Annotated in this window: 20 protein-coding genes and 2 tRNA genes; 11 read left to right on the forward strand and 11 right to left on the reverse strand. The window is 60.5% G+C overall.

Annotation, left to right across the window (positions count from 1 at the left end):
- Nucleotides 1-8 precede the first annotated feature (8 nt).
- The 8 genes from mnmG (at nt 9) to DTJ15_RS07515 (ending at nt 6,995) form a co-directional block, all read left to right on the forward strand.
- The gene (mnmG, locus tag DTJ15_RS07480; RefSeq protein ID WP_249109754.1) at nt 9-1,880 is read left to right on the forward strand and encodes a tRNA uridine-5-carboxymethylaminomethyl(34) synthesis enzyme MnmG; all 1,872 of its coding nucleotides are present in this window, start codon (nt 9-11) and stop codon (nt 1,878-1,880) included.
- Nucleotides 1,880-2,458, forward strand: coding sequence for a 16S rRNA (guanine(527)-N(7))-methyltransferase RsmG (gene rsmG / locus DTJ15_RS07485; protein ID WP_249109827.1), 579 nt, complete (start codon nt 1,880-1,882; stop codon nt 2,456-2,458). The genes mnmG and rsmG overlap by 1 nt, the downstream gene beginning before the upstream one ends.
- Nucleotides 2,442-3,242 (forward strand): ParA family protein, encoded by an 801-nt coding sequence (locus DTJ15_RS07490; RefSeq protein WP_408902176.1) that lies wholly within the window; start codon nt 2,442-2,444, stop codon nt 3,240-3,242. The genes rsmG and DTJ15_RS07490 overlap by 17 nt, the downstream gene beginning before the upstream one ends.
- Nucleotides 3,243-3,247: 5 nt before the next feature.
- A complete protein-coding gene (locus DTJ15_RS07495; protein WP_081562441.1) occupies nt 3,248-4,147 on the forward strand; it encodes a ParB/RepB/Spo0J family partition protein in 900 nt (299 codons plus the stop codon).
- A gap of 80 nt (nt 4,148-4,227) precedes the next feature.
- Nucleotides 4,228-4,303: transfer RNA gene (locus tag DTJ15_RS07500), tRNA-Lys, on the forward strand.
- A gap of 88 nt (nt 4,304-4,391) precedes the next feature.
- Nucleotides 4,392-4,742 (forward strand): DUF3147 family protein, encoded by a 351-nt coding sequence (locus tag DTJ15_RS07505; protein ID WP_043559132.1) that lies wholly within the window; start codon nt 4,392-4,394, stop codon nt 4,740-4,742.
- A 163-nt stretch (nt 4,743-4,905) separates the two neighbouring features.
- Nucleotides 4,906-5,322 (forward strand): DUF805 domain-containing protein, encoded by a 417-nt coding sequence (locus DTJ15_RS07510; protein ID WP_249109756.1) that lies wholly within the window; start codon nt 4,906-4,908, stop codon nt 5,320-5,322.
- A 245-nt stretch (nt 5,323-5,567) separates the two neighbouring features.
- Nucleotides 5,568-6,995, forward strand: coding sequence for a hypothetical protein (locus DTJ15_RS07515; RefSeq protein ID WP_249109757.1), 1,428 nt, complete (start codon nt 5,568-5,570; stop codon nt 6,993-6,995).
- A 54-nt stretch (nt 6,996-7,049) separates the two neighbouring features.
- On the opposite strand, the gene DTJ15_RS07520 is transcribed toward DTJ15_RS07515, so the two are convergent.
- The 3 genes from DTJ15_RS07520 to DTJ15_RS07530 are packed head-to-tail and all read right to left on the reverse strand — an operon-like array spanning nt 7,050 to nt 9,986.
- Nucleotides 7,050-7,913 carry a hypothetical protein gene (locus DTJ15_RS07520; protein WP_249109758.1) on the reverse strand — a complete coding sequence of 288 codons (864 nt, stop codon included), beginning with the start codon at nt 7,911-7,913 and terminating at the stop codon, nt 7,050-7,052.
- A gap of 28 nt (nt 7,914-7,941) precedes the next feature.
- Nucleotides 7,942-9,309 carry a lipopolysaccharide biosynthesis protein gene (locus tag DTJ15_RS07525; protein ID WP_052348979.1) on the reverse strand — a complete coding sequence of 456 codons (1,368 nt, stop codon included), beginning with the start codon at nt 9,307-9,309 and terminating at the stop codon, nt 7,942-7,944.
- Entirely contained in the window at nt 9,306-9,986 is a 681-nt protein-coding gene (locus DTJ15_RS07530; protein WP_081563330.1) for a histidine phosphatase family protein, read from the reverse strand. The genes DTJ15_RS07525 and DTJ15_RS07530 overlap by 4 nt, the downstream gene beginning before the upstream one ends.
- Nucleotides 9,987-10,255: 269 nt before the next feature.
- Here DTJ15_RS07530 and DTJ15_RS07535 point away from each other — a divergent pair, with 269 nt between their 5' ends.
- The gene (locus tag DTJ15_RS07535) at nt 10,256-10,441 is read left to right on the forward strand and encodes a hypothetical protein (protein ID WP_043559129.1); all 186 of its coding nucleotides are present in this window, start codon (nt 10,256-10,258) and stop codon (nt 10,439-10,441) included.
- Here the strand turns inward: DTJ15_RS07535 and DTJ15_RS07540 are convergent.
- The 8 genes from DTJ15_RS07540 to DTJ15_RS07575 form a co-directional block, all read right to left on the reverse strand.
- Nucleotides 10,428-11,264 (reverse strand): metal ABC transporter permease, encoded by an 837-nt coding sequence (locus DTJ15_RS07540; protein WP_249109759.1) that lies wholly within the window; start codon nt 11,262-11,264, stop codon nt 10,428-10,430. The genes DTJ15_RS07535 and DTJ15_RS07540 overlap by 14 nt on opposite strands.
- Nucleotides 11,257-11,916: a metal ABC transporter ATP-binding protein gene (locus DTJ15_RS07545; protein WP_086431606.1), complete on the reverse strand. Its 660-nt coding sequence runs from the start codon at nt 11,914-11,916 to the stop codon at nt 11,257-11,259. Before DTJ15_RS07545 ends, DTJ15_RS07540 begins: the two co-directional genes overlap by 8 nt.
- Nucleotides 11,913-12,839 carry a metal ABC transporter solute-binding protein, Zn/Mn family gene (locus DTJ15_RS07550; RefSeq protein ID WP_249109760.1) on the reverse strand — a complete coding sequence of 309 codons (927 nt, stop codon included), beginning with the start codon at nt 12,837-12,839 and terminating at the stop codon, nt 11,913-11,915. The genes DTJ15_RS07545 and DTJ15_RS07550 overlap by 4 nt, the downstream gene beginning before the upstream one ends.
- A gap of 89 nt (nt 12,840-12,928) precedes the next feature.
- Nucleotides 12,929-13,879 (reverse strand): HlyD family secretion protein, encoded by a 951-nt coding sequence (locus DTJ15_RS07555; RefSeq protein WP_043559122.1) that lies wholly within the window; start codon nt 13,877-13,879, stop codon nt 12,929-12,931.
- Between the two features lie 8 nt (nt 13,880-13,887).
- Nucleotides 13,888-14,091 carry a DUF1656 domain-containing protein gene (locus DTJ15_RS07560; protein WP_043559119.1) on the reverse strand — a complete coding sequence of 68 codons (204 nt, stop codon included), beginning with the start codon at nt 14,089-14,091 and terminating at the stop codon, nt 13,888-13,890.
- Nucleotides 14,085-16,106, reverse strand: coding sequence for an FUSC family protein (locus DTJ15_RS07565; protein WP_198027174.1), 2,022 nt, complete (start codon nt 16,104-16,106; stop codon nt 14,085-14,087). The genes DTJ15_RS07560 and DTJ15_RS07565 overlap by 7 nt, the downstream gene beginning before the upstream one ends.
- A 135-nt stretch (nt 16,107-16,241) precedes the next feature.
- Nucleotides 16,242-16,317: transfer RNA gene (locus DTJ15_RS07570), tRNA-Ala, on the reverse strand.
- Nucleotides 16,318-16,437: 120 nt separating this feature from the next.
- Nucleotides 16,438-17,028 carry a nucleoside triphosphate pyrophosphatase gene (locus DTJ15_RS07575; RefSeq protein WP_043559116.1) on the reverse strand — a complete coding sequence of 197 codons (591 nt, stop codon included), beginning with the start codon at nt 17,026-17,028 and terminating at the stop codon, nt 16,438-16,440.
- 223 nt (nt 17,029-17,251) lie between these two features.
- Between DTJ15_RS07575 and hemE the strand changes: the two genes are divergently transcribed.
- Nucleotides 17,252-18,289 carry a uroporphyrinogen decarboxylase gene (gene hemE / locus DTJ15_RS07580; RefSeq protein ID WP_154981108.1) on the forward strand — a complete coding sequence of 346 codons (1,038 nt, stop codon included), beginning with the start codon at nt 17,252-17,254 and terminating at the stop codon, nt 18,287-18,289.
- Nucleotides 18,286-18,975, forward strand: coding sequence for an HAD family phosphatase (locus tag DTJ15_RS07585; protein ID WP_081562433.1), 690 nt, complete (start codon nt 18,286-18,288; stop codon nt 18,973-18,975). The genes hemE and DTJ15_RS07585 overlap by 4 nt, the downstream gene beginning before the upstream one ends.
- Nucleotides 18,976-19,032 lie beyond the last annotated feature (57 nt).

Here is a 19,032-nt window from a genome sequence, read left to right on the forward strand (position 1 = left end):
TTACCTCAATGAGCACATCACCTGCGCAAACCTATGATGTCATCGTGGTGGGGGGCGGTCATGCCGGGACGGAAGCCGCCGCTGCCGCTGCCCGCTTCGGGGCCCGGACATTGCTGCTGACGCACAGGCTGGACACCGTAGGCAGCATGTCCTGCAATCCGGCCATCGGAGGCATCGGCAAGGGCCATCTCGTGCGGGAGATTGATGCCTTTGATGGTCTCATGGGCAAGGCGGCAGACCGGGCGGGAATTCATTTCAAGCTGCTGAACCGTTCCAAAGGGCCAGCGGTACATGGGCCACGGGCGCAGGCGGACCGCTCGCTTTACCGGGCCGCCATACAGGACCTTCTGGCGGCCACACCAAACCTGACCATGCTGGCCGGGGCCGTGGGCGACCTGATTGTCGAGAAGGGCCATGTCCGGGGTGTGATCTGCGAGGATGGCCGCCGTTTTTCCGCCGGGGCAGTCGTGCTGACAAGCGGCACCTTCCTGCGGGGCGTGATCCATACGGGGCGGGTCAGCCAGCCAGCCGGACGCATTGGCGATGCGCCCGCCATGCAGCTTGGGGAACGGCTGGAAGCCCTGGGGCTGAAAATGGGCCGCCTGAAAACAGGCACCCCGCCCCGTCTGGCCCGTGACAGCATCGACTGGGAGGCCCTGCCTGCCGATGAGGGCGATGCCGAGCCGGAGGCCTTCAGTACGCTGACAGCCTCCCTGCCCAATAGACAGATCGTCTGCCGCATCACGCAGACAACCCCGCAGACACACAGGATCATTGAGGACAACCTGCATCTTTCGGCCATGTATGGCGGTGAGATCACCGGGCGGGGTCCCCGCTACTGCCCGTCCATCGAGGACAAGATCGTCCGTTTCGCAGGGCGGGACAGTCATCAGGTGTTTCTGGAGCCGGAGGCCCTGCCGGGCAATCCGGGTGGGGAGCTGGTCTACCCCAACGGCATCAGCACCTCCCTGCCTGCCGAGGTGCAGGCGCAGATGATTGCTTCCATGCCGGGGCTGGAGACGGCCCGCATTGTCACCCCCGGTTATGCCGTTGAGTATGATTATGTTGACCCACGGGAGCTGCGTCCGTCTCTGGAGCTGCGGGCCTTGCCCGGCCTGTATCTCGCCGGGCAGATCAATGGCACGACAGGGTATGAGGAAGCGGGCGCACAGGGTCTTCTGGCCGGTCTGAACGCTGCCCGGGCCGTGGCAGGCAGCGAGCCCCTGACGCTGGGACGGGAGGAATCCTACCTTGGCGTGCTGATTGATGACCTGACTCTGCATGGTATCAGCGAACCCTATCGCATGTTCACCTCACGGGCGGAATATCGCCTTCTTCTGCGGGCGGACAATGCGGACCTGCGCCTGACACCAAAGGCCATCGAGGCCGGATGTGTTGGCACAGAACGTGAGGCGGCCTTCCGTGAGACGGTGCGCCAGATTGATGAAGCGATGGAGGAAGCCCGGAAACCGGCCTTCCTGCCCCAGCACCTGCGGGAGCATGGTATCGAGGTCTCGCAGGATGGACGGCGGCGCAGCCTGCTGGACGTACTGGCGACACAGGCCGATGAGACACGGATTGCCAGTCTCTCTCCATGGTTTGCCGCTCTGCCGGTCCGTATCGGGCGGCATGTACAGACAGAGGCCCGCTATGGTGGCTATCTGCGCAGGCAGGAGCGGGAAATCCAGCAGCTGAAGAGTGAGGCGGCCTTGCGCCTGCCGGATGATCTGGATTACGGGGCGATCGGGGGGCTGAGCCAGGAAATGCAGGAGCGGCTGGGGGCTGCCCGTCCGGTCGATTTCGCCGCTGCGGGGCGTGTCCGGGGTGTGACGCCCGCTGCCCTCATTGCCCTGCTTGCCCATGTCAGGAGCCGTACATGATGACGCATGTTTCACATGAAACAGAAAAGAAGCTCGCCCATTTTGCCAGCCTGCTGATCCGCTGGAATGAGAAGATCAATCTTGTCAGCCCGAAGGATATCGCCCACCTCCGCCAGCGTCACATTGAGGACAGTCTCCAGCTCGTCCCGCATGTTGCGGCTGGTGTGCGGATAACGGACCTTGGTTCTGGCGGTGGTTTCCCCGGGCTGATCGTGGCGATTGCAACAGGAAACCCGGTCACGCTGATTGAGTCCGACCAGCGGAAGTGCGCCTTCCTGCGGGAAGCGGCACGGGAATGTGGTGCCCGTGTCACCGTGCTGGCAAAACGGATCGAGCAGGCAGAGGTGGAACCGGCGGACATTGTGACAGCCCGTGCGCTGGCCCCCCTGCCCCAGTTGCTCGACTGGGCACGGCCTCTGCTGAAGGAGGAAGGGTATTGTCTTTTCCTCAAGGGAAGAAAAGCGTCAGATGAGTTGACCAGTGCCCGTTCTGACTGGCACATGAGATATGAAAGTCTCCCAAGCCGAACAGACCCAGACGGGGTCCTTCTCAGGATCAGTGATTTCAGACGTGTCTAAAGCTGCTTCACATACACCGCACATCATCGCCATTGCCAACCAGAAGGGGGGTGTCGGCAAAACGACGACCAGCCTGAATCTGGCGGCAGCTCTGGCGCAGCGCAAGCGTGTCCTGCTGGTGGACCTTGACCCGCAGGGCAATGCGTCAACAGGCCTCGGGCTGGATTATGATGAGCGTGGCCGTGGCACCTATGGCGCCTTGCTGGAGGATGCCCCGGCGGAGACGCTTCTCCGTTCCAGCGTGGTGCCGAAGCTGGATGTCATGCCTGCCAATGGCGACCTGGCCGGAGCCGAGCTGGAGATGATCGACCAGGACCGGCGGGAATACCGGCTGCGGGATGCCCTGAAACCATTGCTTAACCGGTATGACATCATTCTGATCGACTGCCCGCCCAGCCTGGGGCTGTTGACCCTCAATGCGCTTGTCGTGGCCCAGAGTGTTCTGGTGCCGTTGCAGTGCGAGTTCTTCGCTCTGGAGGGGATCAGCCAGCTGGTCCGTTCCATCGAGCGGGTGCGTCTTGCCTTCAATGCGGACCTGCATCTGGAAGGGATCGTGCTGACAATGTTCGATACCCGCAACAATCTCTCTGCTCTGGTGGCGGAGGATGCCCGTGGCTTCTTTGGTGATCAGGTCTTCGAAACGATGATTCCCCGTAATATCCGTATTTCCGAAGCACAGAGTCATGGGCGGCCTGTCATGGATTATGCCCGCAGTTCCACCGGGGCACTGGCCTATGAGGCTCTGGGGGCCGAGCTGCTGAAACGGCTGAAGAAGAAAGGCTGAGCACCATGGCAAAGAAGGCATCCCCCTCCTCCCGCAAACTTGGCCGGGGTCTGGCTGCTCTCCTGGGGGATCAGGCGCCCAATCTGGCCCGTGTTGGGGCCCCGCAGGGTGAGGTTCAGGCTCCGTCCCAGCCAGGAAGTCTGGGGGTGGATCTGCTCGCTCCCAGTCCGTTCCAGCCGCGTCGGGACATGAATGAAGACCGGCTGGCCGAGCTTGCTGATTCCATCCGCTCCCGCGGGGTGATTCAGCCCATTCTTGTGAGACCGGACCCCGAGCAGAAGGGGCGGTATCAGATCATTGCTGGTGAACGCCGCTGGCGGGCTTCGCAGAAGGCGGGCCTGCATGAGGTGCCCGTCTATATCCGTCAGCTTGATGATACGGATGCCATGGCGGCGGCCATGGTCGAGAATCTCCAGCGGTCGGATCTCAACCCTGTTGAGGAAGCAATGGGGCTGCAACGGCTGCTGCAGGATTATAGCCTGACGCAGGAGGAACTGGCCGGGGCGATTGGCAAGTCCCGCTCTCACATCACCAATACCATGCGCCTGCTGAACCTGCCGGAGGCTGTTCTGGTCCAGCTGCGGGATGGTGGGTTGAGTGCCGGTCACGCCCGTGCCCTGCTGGGCCATCCCGACCCGGTGGCCGGTATGGCTGAGGTGCTGGCAAAGGGGCTGAATGTTCGCCAGACGGAAGACCTTGTGGCCCGGCTGAACAAGGCGGCCAGTGAGGAGAAGACCAAGGCTGCCCCGGCTCCGGAGATCACCCGGCTGGAGGAAGACCTCTCAGCCCGTTTCGGGCTGAAGACGCAGATACGCTTCAATGGGAAAAGTGGATCGCTGAAGATCAACTATTCCTCTCTGGAGCAGTTTGAGGCCCTCATGGCCCGTCTGACCGGACAGAGCTGATTTTTTTGAGAAAATATTTAAAATCCCCTTGTCAGCCTTCATGAAGGCTGATAGATAACCATCCATCGGTTACCGATTGTGGGCACATAGCTCAGTTGGTAGAGCAGCTGACTCTTAATCAGCGGGTCCTAGGTTCGAGCCCTAGTGTGCCCACCACAATCGGCCGGTTCCCCTGAAAAGATGTCGAAAACTTTCCGGATGCCAGCGGCAGGACACCCGCTCTGCGTTTTCTGCTGGAAAGAAGATGATCCCCTTTCTCCTAAAAACTGCTCTGTCCGCCGTGCTCGTGGCCTCCATTGCCACGGTGGCCCGTCGCCTTCCTGCTTTGGGTGCGCTCATTGCGTCCCTGCCGCTTGTGTCTGTTCTGGGGATGATTTTTCTCTGGGCTGAGAAACCGGACCGTGAGCTGATGGCCACTCATAGTGAGGCGACTTTCTGGTACGTTCTGCCATCCCTGCCCATGTTTCTGCTCATTCCCGCCCTCCTGCGGCGAGGCTGGCCTTTCTGGGGCAGTCTGGCGGTTGGCTGTGTATTGACGGTTCTGCTTTATCTTGTCGTGGTCTGGTGCGCCCGACGTTATGGCATGGTTCTGTAAATGGTCAGACAGGACATGCTCATGATTATTCTGCGTCTTGACTGACGTTACCCTGCGTTGACTTTTCATTTATTTTTTTGAAAAATTACTCTTTCTTTCTGGAGGATGAAACGTGAAGAGTGCCAGTCCGTTCGGCTATTTCATAAAAGGTATAAAAAATTAGGTGATATTCAGCGGACGGGAAACTTGTCCTGAATACTGGTATTTTAGGTTTTTTGAATGTATTTTTTATTTTGTTATTGAAATAATTTATTCTATATCTGGTAGTATATTTCCATTGATTGTTTTTTCTATTTTAATTTTTTTACCGGGTATAGCTGTTGGGATGCGACGGTTACATGATACTGGTCGGTCCGGTTGGTGGGTATGGCTGCCGTCAGCATCCTTCTCAGTGATCGTCGTTTACTATGTTGCGTTCCTGTATAAATTAAATCCGTCAGGGGGACATCTGTCCCCACTCGTTTTCCTTCCCATTATCCCATTCCTGCTTTGCCCGATCGCTACTCTCATTTTTTTGTGTCAGCCGGGGACGCCGGGGAACAACAGGTTTGGTCCTCCGCCTGGTAACGGCAGAGGCTGAGGGTAAAATCTGTTTCATGTCCTGAGAAAGGCATAAGCGATATTCAGCAAGTTTCGATGGCTGGCATCCTCATGGAGGTTGCCAGCCATTTTTTATGGGCAGACTGTTTCATGATGATGACGTGTTTCCTCATGTTAAGGATATATGGCTGGATCAGGGCACTTTATGCGGGCAGGCCGGCCATAAGTCTGTTATGGACAGGCAGGACAGGATAGGATGGCAGCGTCAGAGAAGATGAGAGTGCTATGCGTGTAAGCGATTTCAAGCCTCGGCCAGTCGCAGGGCGGCATCAGCCGGTGATAGCCCTGGTCGGGTGTGATGGAAGTGGGAAGTCCACCGTGGGGACGGCCCTGCTGGCGCTGTTGCAGGCCGAGCGGCCGACGGCTTTCTGCCATCTCGGCAAGCAGGCAGGTAATCTGGAGCGTACGCTTGCCCCCCTGCCCTTCATTGGCCCGTATGTGACAGGCAAGGCCAGGAAAGAAAACAGCCGGATACAGACCGGCAAAAAAGCAGGCGTGCTGGCGGCCATGTCGGGTTTCGTTCTGTCCATGCGGCGTGTGTTTCGTTTCGCACTCATGCGGTGCAAACATGAACGGGGCATGGCCGTGCTGACGGATCGTTATCCGCAGAACAGTGTGCCCGGCCCCATGGATGGCCCCACTCTGGCCAATCTGAACCGGGATGGCGTCCTGCTGCGGATTTTCAGCCGGGTGGAGCGGGCGCTCTATGCACGGATGGCCCGTTTCCGGCCAGATGTCGTCATACGGCTGAATGTTGACCTGGAGACGGCCCTGCAACGCAAGCCGGATCATGTTTCTTTCAAGCTGGCCCGCAAGATTGAAGACCTTGCCCGGCTGGATTTTTCTGGTGCTCCCATCGTTGATATCGATGCCACCGAGCCGCTGGCGCAGGTGCTGGCACAGGCAGAAGAAACAGTCCGCAAGGTGCTGGCACTCTATCCCCGTTCCGGCCAGGGATTGGCTGCGCAGCCCCGGGCAGGCTGTCTGGTTTCGCTGGTTGGGTGTGATGGGTCTGGCAAGTCCAGTATCAGCCAGTCTCTGGTCCAGCATTTTTCTGAAACACGTCCAACCGTTTATGGGTATCTTGGTCTTGGTTCGGGTGATCTTGGGCGGCGGATCGGGGCTCTGCCCCTTATTGGTCCAGCGTTGGAGAAGAAGCTGAACGGCAAGGCCAAGAAGGCCCGGACCAAGGGTGAAAAAATGCCGGGCCTGATGACGGGTCTTGTTCTGTTTGTCTTTTCTCTGGTGCGGCTGAAGCGCTTTCTACGGGTCAGGCGGGCGGTCGAGAAGGGATTTCTGGTGGTGACGGACCGTTACCCGCAAATGGAAATTCCTGGCCAGTGTGATGGTCCTGGTCTTTCAGCGGCTTATAGCAGCAATCCGCTGATCCGGTTTCTGGCCTGGCTGGAACGTGGCATCTATCGCCGGATCGTGGCCTTCCGGCCTGATCTGGTCATCCGGCTGAATGTGGATGCGGAAACAGCCCATGGCCGCAAACCGGACCATGACCTCGAGGCCCTGCGGATCAAGGCGGAGCTGATGCCGCAGCTGAATTTCAATCATGCTCCGCTGGTTGAGGTCGATGCCCGCCAGTCTTACGAAGCTGTGCGGCAGGACGTGCTGGATATTCTGGTACGGCACGGGCTTGTCTGAAGCAGGAAGGCCCATCCGTTTTTCTGAATGGGCCTTGCCGCAAGGGGCGGGCGTTCAGTGTGGGCTGCGTTCCAGGAAGGCCCGGATGCGCTGGGGAATTCCCTCCGGGGATTGGAAGCGGTCCCGCCGGTAATCCTGCGTTCCCTCCAGTTTTTTCTCGATCAGCCCGTCATGGAAATCGCCCATCATGCCGTTGATCGTGGCGAGATATTCTGAAAGCTGGTCCAGCGCTCTGGAGGGGCGGATCGTGCGCAGTGTGTCATTGAAGGCCACCCGGCGGCTGACGATCTTGCGCATGACATGGAATTCATGGCCGGTTGTGGCATCCAGCGTGCGTATCAGTTTTGCCAGTCTGGCATTTTCTTTCTTCTGGTAAGCGATGATGCCTGCCGTACTGTCTTCTTTCCAGAGGGCGATGGGGGCGGCGATCAGCCAGTAATAGACCGGTGAGAGCACGACCCAGAGGATGAGGCCGTTGATCAGCGTAGCCCGCCGCTGGTGGTTTTTGAAGGCATCCTGCATGTTGCCCATGATGATGGTGACAACATGCAGCAGGAGCGGATAATGGTGCTGCCTGGTGAAATTGGCACAGGCAAAGCGCATGTGCTTGAATTTGGCCCGTGCGTATTTGAAGGCCAGCTGTTCGTCCTTGCTGGCTGTGCCAGAGAGGGCAATCTTCAGGATCAGGCGACGGAAGGCCTTGCGGTCCACGCCATGTTCGAGAAGCTGCCAGCAGAGATTGTAGCCATCCCGGATTTCAGTCTTCTCACAGGCGGGCAGGACATCCTCGGGCAGGGGGGTGTCAGGGTGGGGAACGTCATCAAGGAGAACATGCTCAAAGACGGTATCCAGCATCTTCTGAGGGAAAGCCGGTGTGCTGCGGCGGCTGGCAGAAGGGCGGAAAGGGAAAATGGGCATGGCTGGGCTGGCATCTCCTGGCAAGGTATCAGCTGCCGGGCGAGGCGGGCAGGCTGTCGGTCTGGCGGATCTCCCTTTCATGAGGGAGGATGATCCTGTTGCGGCGCAGATAGGTTATACCCATTATGGCGAACGTGGTCATGGTAGCAAAGAACATGCCCAGGGCATAGGCAAGCCCGGCGCCGTTCAGGCCGTAGTGATGGCCCATGTAGACAAGCAGCGGGACGTAAAGAATCACGGAAACGAGCTGGGCCAGCATGATGTAATGGGAGCGTCCCGCCGTGTAGAGCACGCCTTCCATTGGCAGCCCGGCGGTGAAGAAGACCAGAGCCGGAGACATCCACATCATCAGGGTTGCGGCATCGCCAAAGCGGTGACCGAACATGCTGATGACGGGTTTTCCCCCGATATAGACAACCAGCATGGCCAGCATGCCCAGTGCGCCGGAAAGGACGCTGGTCCGCAGGGCCAGCTTCCATGGGGCGGAGGTCCGTGGATCCATGAGAACGACTTCGGGGTAGTAGCTTTTCTCCAGCAGTTTTGCAGGCCGCTGGACAGCATCCAGAAACTCCATGGCGAGGGAATAGAGGCCGGCTGCCGATGTGCTGACGATCTTGCCGACCAGCAGCTTGCTGATCGGCTCCCAGACCGTTTCCAGCAGGGTGGTGATGTTGGCGGTCCAGACGAAGCCCCACATGCCCTTTGGCATCTGCCGGGCTGCCTTCAGGATGCTGGGGCGCAGCCCTTTCAGCAGGTCATGGCGTTTCAGTTCCAGCAGGGCCGTGGCCCAGAGATATATCTGGCCAGCCAGAAGAGCCAGGTACCAGGCGATGACGAAACCGGCCAGCTTCATGCCACTGCCCCATGCCAGCAGGCAGCAGACAGCCCGGACAGCTGGCGTGATGAGCTGCTGCCGGGAGACGAGGTCTATGCGGTCGAAAAGGCGGAGGATGCCGTAGGCGGCCGTGCTGCCCATGCCGGGGATCAGCGTGCAGTAGAGCAGGATCAGCAGGGTTGGCTTGTCATGGACACCCAGCACTTTGCCCAGACAGAGGAAGGCCACCATGCCGAACACCATGGAGAGAAGCCCCGCACAGATATCCAGCCCCATGGCCAGGCTGATGCTGGTCTGAACAGTCTTGCGCTCTCCCTTCTGCCAGGGAACAGCAGCATAATGCAGGACAATCTGCCAGCTCTGGAACTGGCCGATGGCGGCAATCGTCTCGATGTAGGAGGCTATCAGTGTCAGCACGCCGAAATCATGCGGGCGCAGTGTTCGCCCGGTCACGACCAGTGCGACGAGGCCCATGACAGCCCCGATGAGTTTGGTCGATCCCAGCTTTCCCGCATTTTTCAGAACAACGCGGAAAAGATCATCCTTGAACCACCCCTTCATTCTGCGGGCTCGTGGAAGGCAGGAAGTTCATTGATGGCAACAACCCGCCAATGCCCGGCAATATGTTCGATGATGCTCAGGGAAAGATTCTGGATGCAGAAGCGCAGGGCCGTTTCCACGGGGATGTCCAGACAGTGGGCAAGAGCCATGCGAATGGCGCCGCCATGGCTAAGAATGACCATGTCTTTTCCGGCATTCTGTCGGGCATGGCTTTCCAGCGCCAGGCCGATGCGCTGGCGGACATCCACCATGCTTTCACCCTCTGGTGGACGTTCATCTGCTGCGATGGACCAGAAAGGGGGAGCCGGTTTTCTGAGCAGGGATGGAAACGTGTCGTGGGGGGTACCGTTCCATTGCCCGATGGACTGTTCAATGAAGGCGGGGTCAATCCTCATGGGAGTGGAGAAATTGCCGGCTTTCTGAATGGTCAGGCCGGTGTCGCGGGCCCGCTGGAGGGGGGAGGAAAACCATGTCGCCTTGCGGGGCAGGCGCCGGGCCAAGGCCTCGTAGGCGGGCTTCTGGCTGCGGAGATGCTGGGGACAGAGGGGCACGTCCAGCGTGCCGTACATGGTCTGTCGTGCTGCTTCTTCCACGATGGCATGACGCACCAGCCAGAAACGTGTCACACCGGCGGGGAGGTCCGGTCCATCCAGAAAATGCTCCTGAGGGTCTGGCATGGCGGGCTGCGTCACAAAAAAACCTCTCGAATGGGTCAGACAGCTGTGTCGGTTTGCCGGGGGAGGGCTGACAGGCTGATCACAGATTCATGATAAGGCGCATAGCGGGGAAAGAAACAGCTCTCAAGGAGAAGTTTCATAATTTGTGAAAACTGTTGCGGTCCTGGATGCGGTTTTTCATTCCGTTCTGACGCCGGGACAGCTATCTGATAAGCATGGCCCCGTCAGGTGGGGAACAGGCCAGAAAGCCACGAAGGAGAGAGACGGACATGAAACTTTCAGCAGGGCCGGTCATGGCTCCGGGTTTCTGGGTCAGGCTGTTCCGCACGGTCTGGCCGAAGAGCGACAATGAAGTATTCGTGCTGGATGGCAAATGGGTGATCCTGTTTCATGTCGTCATTGTTGCCATCCTTATCGGCGTCCATCTGATTCTGATGAACCTCAAGGATTTCTGACAGGACGCAAGGCTTTCCGGGTCATGACGGTTCCAGCCAGCAGGTAGAGGCCGACACCGCCCAGACTGATCCAGAATGGCAGGGGAATGTCGCTGTACCAGGCGAGGAGCAGCCCGCCCCATGAGAGCAGAAGCGCCCCCAGAACGGAGCAGACCATGCCCCGGAAGGGGGAGAGCTCCAGCTTCAGGGCAGCGGCAGCAGGGCCGACCATCAGGCTGAAACAGAGCAGTGCTCCGGCGATTTCCGCACAGGCCGCCGCAGCGAGGGCGGCAAGCAGGAGGAAGAGCTGGCCCAGCCGGGTTGGCGAGAGGCCCTGTGCCTCTGCCAGGCTGGGGCAAAGGCTGCTGAAAAGCAGGGGGCGCCAGAGGATGGCCACTCCTCCAAGACAGACAGAGACCAGCCCTGCCAGCATGCCAAGGGTTGGGCCATCCAGCCCCAGAACATCGCCAAAAAGCAGGGTCGTTGTCTGGGAAGACGCTTCATTCGCTTCATGAAGACACCAGACACCAATCCCCATGCTGGCGGCCAGAATGAGGCCGGTCATCGTGTCCCGCTGGGTGGGATGCTGTCTGCCCCGCTGTTCCTGCCCCATGAAGAGACCGCCCACCATGCTGGCGGCCATCATGCCTGCCAGTGGGGGGAGATGCAGCCACACGGCCGCTGCTGCCCCACTGAAGCCGATATGCGGCAGGGCATGGGCTGCAAAAGCCTGTCGCCGCAGCAGCATGAGCCAGCCCAGCGTGCCAGCCAGCAGCGAAACGAGAAAACAGCCCAGAAAGGCATGCTGCATGAAGGGGAAAGAAAAGGGATTGGTCTCAGACATGCAGCGCTCCCTTTGACAGAGTGATCTCTCTCATGGGCAGGTCAAGGCCAGTGGTCTGTAGCGGCCCATGAACCGTGATGAACAGACTGACCTTTTTCTGCTGGTGAAGCTGGCTGAAAAGCTGGAGCAACGCTTCATGGCTGGCACGATCCAGGGCGGCAAAGGGTTCGTCAAGAATGAGCAGCCTCGGGGAGCCGGCAAGGGCCTGTGCAAGGGCAACACGTTGTCTTTCGCCGCCAGAAAGCGCTCCGAGCGGGCGTGAGGCCAGAGGCAGGGCCCCGACTTCAGCCAGAAGGGCCCTGGCTTTCCTGCGGGTTTTGCGAGGGGCAGGAAAGCCCCAGTGCGTGCCATCCAGACAGGCCATGACATGGCTGATGACTGGCAGCATGGGCGCCGTGTCGTCAGCCTTCTGCGGCATGTACCCACAATGGCGGCGGGCTCTGGCGGGTGGGTGGCCATTGATGAGAAGCTCTCCCCCCTGTAGGGGAAGCAGCCCCATGAGGGCTCGGAGAAAACAGGTTTTTCCGGCTCCATTCTGTCCACGCAGGATGGTCAGGCCCTCCAGGGGAACATCAAGAGTGGCATGATGCAGGACAGGATGGCCCCCTACCTGGAGGCTGACATCCCGGCAGGTAAGGCGGGCTTCCTTCATGGATGGGGGGGCAGCGGGGTGTTGCGGGGCGCTGTCTGGTACAGGGCCTGTTCGAGCGATGTGAGGATGCCGTTCAGCCAGTCCTGCCAGTGTTGCCCGGTGGGCAGGCTTTCCCCGATGGCAAGGACTGGAATGCCGGACTGACGGGCCATGTCCTCCATTCTGCTCGCCTGTGGGGCGCTGATGGCCGGATTGCTGACCAGAAAGCGGATGGTCTTCTCGTGCAGGGCTGTTTCCAGCATGGCGGTGTCACGGGGGGACAGACCGGATTCGTTCATCAGGGCACGGGCCCAGCTCTGGTCTGTCATGACCAGCCCAGCCGCCAGCAGGAGACGTTCCCCGGCTGGTTCGGTCATGGCGAAGGGGGCGCCATGGTCTCTCTGCTGGATGGCCTGCTGGCGGGTGGCGATCTGGTCGATCTGCTGTTCGAACAGGGCGAGGCGCCTGTCGATGTCCTGCTGGGCCTGGGGGCGAAGCCCGGCAAGCCAGACGGCGATTTGTCGGGCCGTATTCCGGACCGTGGGGAGATCAAAAAAGAGATGCGGGTCTTCTCCGGTCTGCCAGCCCCCCTGACTGGCAGCAAGGAAGAGCTTCACAGAGGCGGGAAGCAGCTTCATGGCCCAGTCATCATAGGTGGCTCCATTGAGCAGCACGGCATCACTGGCTGCCAGCTTGCGGGCCATGAGGGGTGAAGGCTGGAGATGGTGCGGGTCCAGCCCCTCGCTGGTGATGAGCGAGCGTGTCCGTAGCGCTGGGCCACCAATCTGCTGGGCGATATCGCACCAGACGGGTTCCACGCAGCTCAGCAGGGGGGCTGGTCGGTCCGGTCCCGTTTCCGTGCTGGCCCGGGAAGGAAGGGGCAGCAGGCCTGTCAGCAATGTCAGAAAAAGCGGCAGGCAGGGGAGAAAACGCACCGTGAACATGGAAGCCTTTCAGGGCCATCAGCAGACGTGGATGTTATATAATAACATTTCGTTTGTCTGAAAAGGCACGGTCCTCCCCTCCCCTTCTCTCATTTGTGCCCGAACAGATGGCGGAGATCGTCACTGAGATGCTGGAAGGCATCCTCGTTGCTGCGCCGCCGCCTGTTCCCTTTCTCGGAAATGGCTGTAACGGTGACGGTCATGCCGGCAGCGAGGTTGAGGTCCGGCGGGATGGAATCCAGGCTGATGCGGACGGGAATGCGCTGGGCCAGCCGCACCCATGTATAAACAGGGTCCACGGTGGGCAGGCCGAGGGCATTGGTCAGGGCGTTCCTGCTCGCAATGCCACGGGTGATGCTGTGGACATGCCCATAAAGCGGGGTGTGATAGCCCATCAGATCCATGCGGACAGGGTCTCCCACGCTGAGGTCATGGACCTTCACTTCCTCGAAATACCCATCCACCCAGAATGAATTCGTGTCGATGACATGAATGTTCACCTGCCCGGCGGAGGCATAGTCCCCCGGCCTCATGGTCAGGTTTGTGATGATGCCGTCTATGGAGCTGCGGACGGTCGTGCGGTCCAGATTGATCTGGGCCTGTCTGCGCTGGGCAAGGGCTGTGCTGTAGATGGCCCGGGCCTGCTGTGCCAGAGCTTCATACTGCGTCTTTTCTTCCTGCGAGACGGCCGCTCCCGGGATGGCATGGCGCCACCGGGCCTGATTCAGGCGGAACTCCAGGTCTGCCTTGGCCTTGTTCACATCGGCATCGGCTTTTTCGAGGGCGACCTGATAGTCGAACGGGTCGATGACATACAGCACGTCTCCAGCATGGACCTGCTGGTTGTCATGGACAGGAACGGTGATGATCTGCCCGGAGACACGGGGAGCAATATTGGCCACCTGTACACGCACCTGCCCGTTACGGGTCCACGGGGCGGCGGTGTAATAGTCCCAGAGGACAACAGCCACGAACCCGGCCACGCAGAGGATGGAAGCCGTGACAGCAAAACGGATGAGGCGGTAGGCACGGGTAAACACTGGCAGCCTTATAGCAGGATGGTGAACAGGCCGAGCAGGCAGATCATGATGGCAAACTGTGCCAGAGGCGGGTTGGCGAAGAAACGCCAGAGCCTCATCCACTGGAGCATGAGGCGGAGCAGGAAGGTCCCCAGCAGGGCCAGGGCCAGGTCGATGATGAAGGAGGACACGAACAGCCCATCCAGATTGATGACAAGGTGGCGTGTTACCATCGCCTGCGCCCTATTCCGTAATGGCGGAGCGCGGATCCGTTCTGCTGGAGGAGGAAGCGGACTTCCTCCAGCCCTGCAGCACATAGAACCGCTGCAACATGGGCAGGCCCGCTGGAGGCTGGCGCCCGGGAGAGCATCTTCTCTGCCATGAGGGGCAGATGGTCTGCCAGTGAAAAGAGCTTCATGCGGGTCAGGCTCCTCTGCATGGTGTCCGCCAGTGGTGCCAGTTCCGTGTACTGGCGGGCCGTCTTGAGGTCCAGCTCCAGCCGGGCCAGGGCTGTGGTGAGGTCTGCCAGACTGATGAAACGCTGGCAGACCCTCCAGGCTGCCTTGCCTTTCTTCTCCTGGCTGATGGTCTGGCTCAGCATGTAGAGCTGGTGAAGCCGGTCATATTTGCGGCTCAGCAGGGCTGGTGTGAAGGATGGTGACCGGGCGGCAAACTGGCGTTCCAGCTCCCTAGCGATGGAGAGAGTGATGCGGAAGCGGGTCCGCCGTGGCCGTGGCGGCAGGAACAGGATGAGGAAGAAGGCGGTGATGCCAGCCGCACAGAGATAGAAGGTGTTGCGGTCCACAAAGGCAAGAAGGTTGTAGTCATGGTGATTGTTCAGCCCCAGAAAGACGAAGAAAAAGGCGCCGTAATGTGAGCCTGCGGCCGCCGTTGCGGGATTGATGATGAGCAGGCAGCTGAACATGACCTGGAAGAGCATGACAATGGCCATGCCCATCATGGTGTTGACATGCGGCAGGATGAAGAACGAGGTCAGCCCCGCCGTCAGGATGCCCAGCGGTGTTCCGATCAGGATACCCCGGCCGAAAGCGGCACTGTTGGGCTGGGTGATGCCCAGGCAGAGCAGCATGGCGCATTGAGAGAGTGCCGTGGCGGCATTGGGCAGGCCGCTGCCGATGAAGAGGGCCGCTGCCGCACTGAAACAGAGCAGCACCCTGATGGCATTGACGAGAGCTGCGATCCTGTCCGGGTGGAAGGCGAACCGGCTCATGGTTTTTACTTGGCCCAGTGGGGCTGCCTTCAGCAGCGTGTTGAGACCTTTGCGGCTGATGTGGCGGCTGGCAATCAGGCTGGCCGTGCGCTCCAGGCGCCAGGCATCGGCCAGGGTCAGCCGGGGGGCCTCTGGCGGCAGGCGGCCGAGCAGGTCTGCCAGGATGGTTTCTCTGTCCGTGCCAGAAGGGGCGTGTATGTCGAAGCGTGTCAGGGCCAGCACGGCGGGGGCGATGGTGGCCTGGCGCATGAGAGCCAGCAGGCTGCGGCAGCAGGACAGGGCCGTCACCATGCCAATGAGACAGACCTGTGCCCCTTTTGCGCGCAGCCGACCTCGGGTCAGTTCCGTGCGTGTATCATGCACCTGGTGGGTCAGGGCAAAGACCGTGCTGGAAAGCGCTATGGTTTCCAGCGGGGAAAGGGTTGGCACGGTGTCATCAAGGGCGAGACGGGTTTCATGGCGTACTTCGGCTGCCGTTTTCTGCAGACTGCGCACGAGTCTTTGCCAGACATGCGGTGTACCGGAAAGCAGGGCGACCGTGGCAATGGCGGCAACGCCGATCATCACGGTGGAGACACGGGCCACCGTGACATCAAAGGCATTCTGGGGGGCATCAATGTGGGAAATGGCGATCAGGGCCACGACATAGCCTGAAAGGACGGCCCCATAGGCCCGGAATCCTCGGCGCAACGTGCCAGCATAGGCGCATATGGCCATCCAGACAGCACAACCACCCAGCAGAAGCTGGCGTTCCTGCCCGAACATGGAGACAAGGCAGAGGGCCACGACACCACCAACCAGAGTGCCGACCACCCGGTAGAAGGCTTTGCTCAGGGCCTGCCCCCGCAGGGGTTGTGCCAGCAGCATGACGGTCACGGCAGCACTGGCGGGAGAATCAATCTGCGCCCAGAAGGCAACCAGCAGGGCCAGCACGAGCGCTGCCCAGATGCGCAGGGTGAAGCTCCACCAGCCCGGTGGAAAGATGCTGCCTGCGGCCACCCGGAGACGGGACATCATGGCGAGGGGTGCCTGCATCAGGAAAAACGCACGACCGGGCATGAAACAGCAGAGTAGCCAAAGCCGGGACAAGCACTGCCATCAGGCAGGTAAGCTGGCTGATGTTTCACATGGAACAATTTGTAAGAGGATATCTGGTGGAGCCAATCGGGATCGAACCGACGACCTCTTGAATGCCATTCAAGCGCTCTCCCAACTGAGCTATGGCCCCACTTTTGCGGTGTGTCGATAACGCACCGTGTGGGGAGCATATATCCCCACATGGGAGGAAAAGGCAAGGGGGAAGATGCAATTTTTTCCATAAATTATTGCACGGGCTTCCTGCTGCCTGTCAGCCAGGCAGGATACCATGCTGTCGCAGGGCAGCCAGCAGCGGGATGAGCGGCAGCCCGGCAATGGCATCACTGCTCCCGGTTACAGTGTCAAAAAGCTGGATGCCCAGCCCTTCGATCCGGTAGCACCCTACGCAGGAGAGCAGAACGTTCCCTTCCTTCTGGAGATAATCGTCCAGAAACACCTCCGAAAAGGAGCGCATGGTCAGGGTCGGGCTGCTGATGTGGGACCAGAGGGGCTGACCGTCCCTCCAGAGGGTCACGGCGGCATGGAGGGCATGGGTCCGGCCCCGCAGGGCCAGAAGATGGGTGCGGGCCTCGGTCAGGTCAGCCGGTTTGGCGAAGGCCCGGCCTTCCAGCTCCAGAATCTGGTCTGCAGCGATGATGAACCGTCCGGGGTGCTGGCCGGAGGCTGCTTCTGCCTTGGCCTGGGCCAGGGCAAGGGCCGTGTCCCGCAGGGAGAGACCTTGCGCTTCGGCCTGCCGACGCAGGGCGTCTTCATCCACATCAACCGGGCTGGCCGTGACAGGGACTCCGGCGGCATGAAGAAGCTGAAGCCGGATGGCAGAACCGCTGGCAAGAACAGGCATGGGGACCCTCCGTGTAAATGATCGGGCAGCCGCTATCATATCATGCCATCGCATGACAGAGCTTCATTCCATAGTTGACGCCTTCCGCCCCAGCGGGGCAAGGATAGCCGTATGGGTGCCATCATGGCTATGGCCGTGGGAGGGGGTATCTTCCCTTCCCTTTTTTCGGGATGTTGGACAAGGCGCAGGCATGACACAGCAGGACAGAGCAGTTCCTTCAGGGATGGACAAACAGGGCAAGCCGCTTCTGCGGGCCTTGCGGGGCGAGGCCGTCTGGCCGCCGCCTGTCTGGCTGATGCGACAGGCAGGGCGTTACCTGCCGGAGTTCCGGGCCATGCGGGAGCAGGCGGACTTCATCACACGCTGCATGACGCCCGATATCGCTGTGGAGCTGACCCTGCAACCCATCCGTCGCTATGGCATGGATGGAGCGATCCTGTTTTCGGACATCCTCATCCTCCCCTGGGCCATGGGGCAGGACCTGCGCTTTGAGGAAGGGCGTGGCCCGGTGATGACGCCCATCCGCAGCGAGTCTGACCTTGCCCGGCTGGATGAAGGCCGGATGATGGAAGCGGTGGCCCCCGTGCGGGAGGCCCTGCGCCGCCTGCGTGTGGAACTGCCGGAGGAGACGACCCTGCTCGGCTTTGCGGGCAGCCCCTTTACGGTGGCCTGCTACATGGTCGAAGGAGGCAGCTCCCGTGATTTCGCCCATATCCGGGCGATGATGCAGAAGAACCCGGCCCTGTTCGACAGGCTGATGGAGAGTCTGACCCGCAATACGGCAGAGATGCTGTGCGGCCAGATCGAGGCCGGAGCGGAAGCAGTCATGCTGTTCGATTCCTGGGGGGGTATCCTGCCGCCGGAGGCTTTCCGCCGTCATGTGATCGAGCCGACACGGCAGATCGTCGCCCATATCCGTGCCCGCCATCCTGATGTGCCGCTGATCGGCTTCCCTCGGCTGGGTGGTGTCATGGTGGCGGAATATGCCGAGAAGACCGGCATCAATGCCCTGGCCCTCGATACGGTGGCGGACATGGCCAAGGTGGCTGAAATGGTGCCCGAGACAGTGACCCTCCAGGGCAATCTCGACCCGATGATCCTGCTGAATGGTGGCGAGGCCCTGAAGGCAGAAGCCCGCCGCATCCGGGACAGCCTCAGGGGGCGGCCACATGTGTTCAATCTGGGACATGGTGTCATCAAGACCACGCCGCCGGAGCATGTGGCCACGCTGGTTGAGACGATCAGGGACATCCAGTCATGAAAAATGCATTACGGCCAGGGCTGAAGCTGGTCATTTTTGATTGTGATGGCGTGCTGATTGACAGTGAAGGGCCATCCTGCCGGGCGACGGCGGGGTTTGCCCGCTCGCTGGGCCTGAACATTTCCGATGAGGAAGGGCTGGCCCGCTTTGCGGGCAAGGCCCTGCCGCAGGTAGTGAAGGAGCTGGAGGCGGAGCTGGGCCATCCCCTGCCCCCGGGCACCCACACGAAAATGCGGGACAATCTTGTCAGGCTCATGAAGGAAGGTACGGAACCCGTGGCTGGGGCCGTTCCCCTGCTGGAGGCTCTGGCGGCACGGCATGTTCCTGTCCGTGTCGGCTCCAACTCATCCATGGCGGAGATGGAGGCAAAATTCGGTTTTACCGGGATGGATCGCCTCCTGCCGGAGGCCCGCATCCATTCGGCTGCCGATATGGGGCATCCCAAACCGGACCCGGCCGTCTATCTGCATGGGGCCGAGGTGGAAGGTGTCCGGCCGGAGGAAACGGTGGTGATCGAGGACAGTGACACGGGGGCGGAAGCAGCCCGCCGGGCCGGCATGTCCTGCATCCTGCTGCGTCCGGCATCCCATCCCCTGCCGGGCTTCTGGCCCGTGGAGGGATTCGTGCGGGTGGAGCATCTCGATGAGGTCATGCCCCTTCTTGAGGCGGCTCTGGCCCGGAAATGACATGACAGCCGGAGAGGCTGTCTGATGTGCGGGAAGACCGCCCCATGATGGAGGCGG

Origin of the sequence: Parasaccharibacter sp. TMW 2.1891, assembly GCF_023337675.1 — a bacterium.
In the GTDB taxonomy this organism is placed as follows: domain Bacteria; phylum Pseudomonadota; class Alphaproteobacteria; order Acetobacterales; family Acetobacteraceae; genus Bombella; species Bombella apis.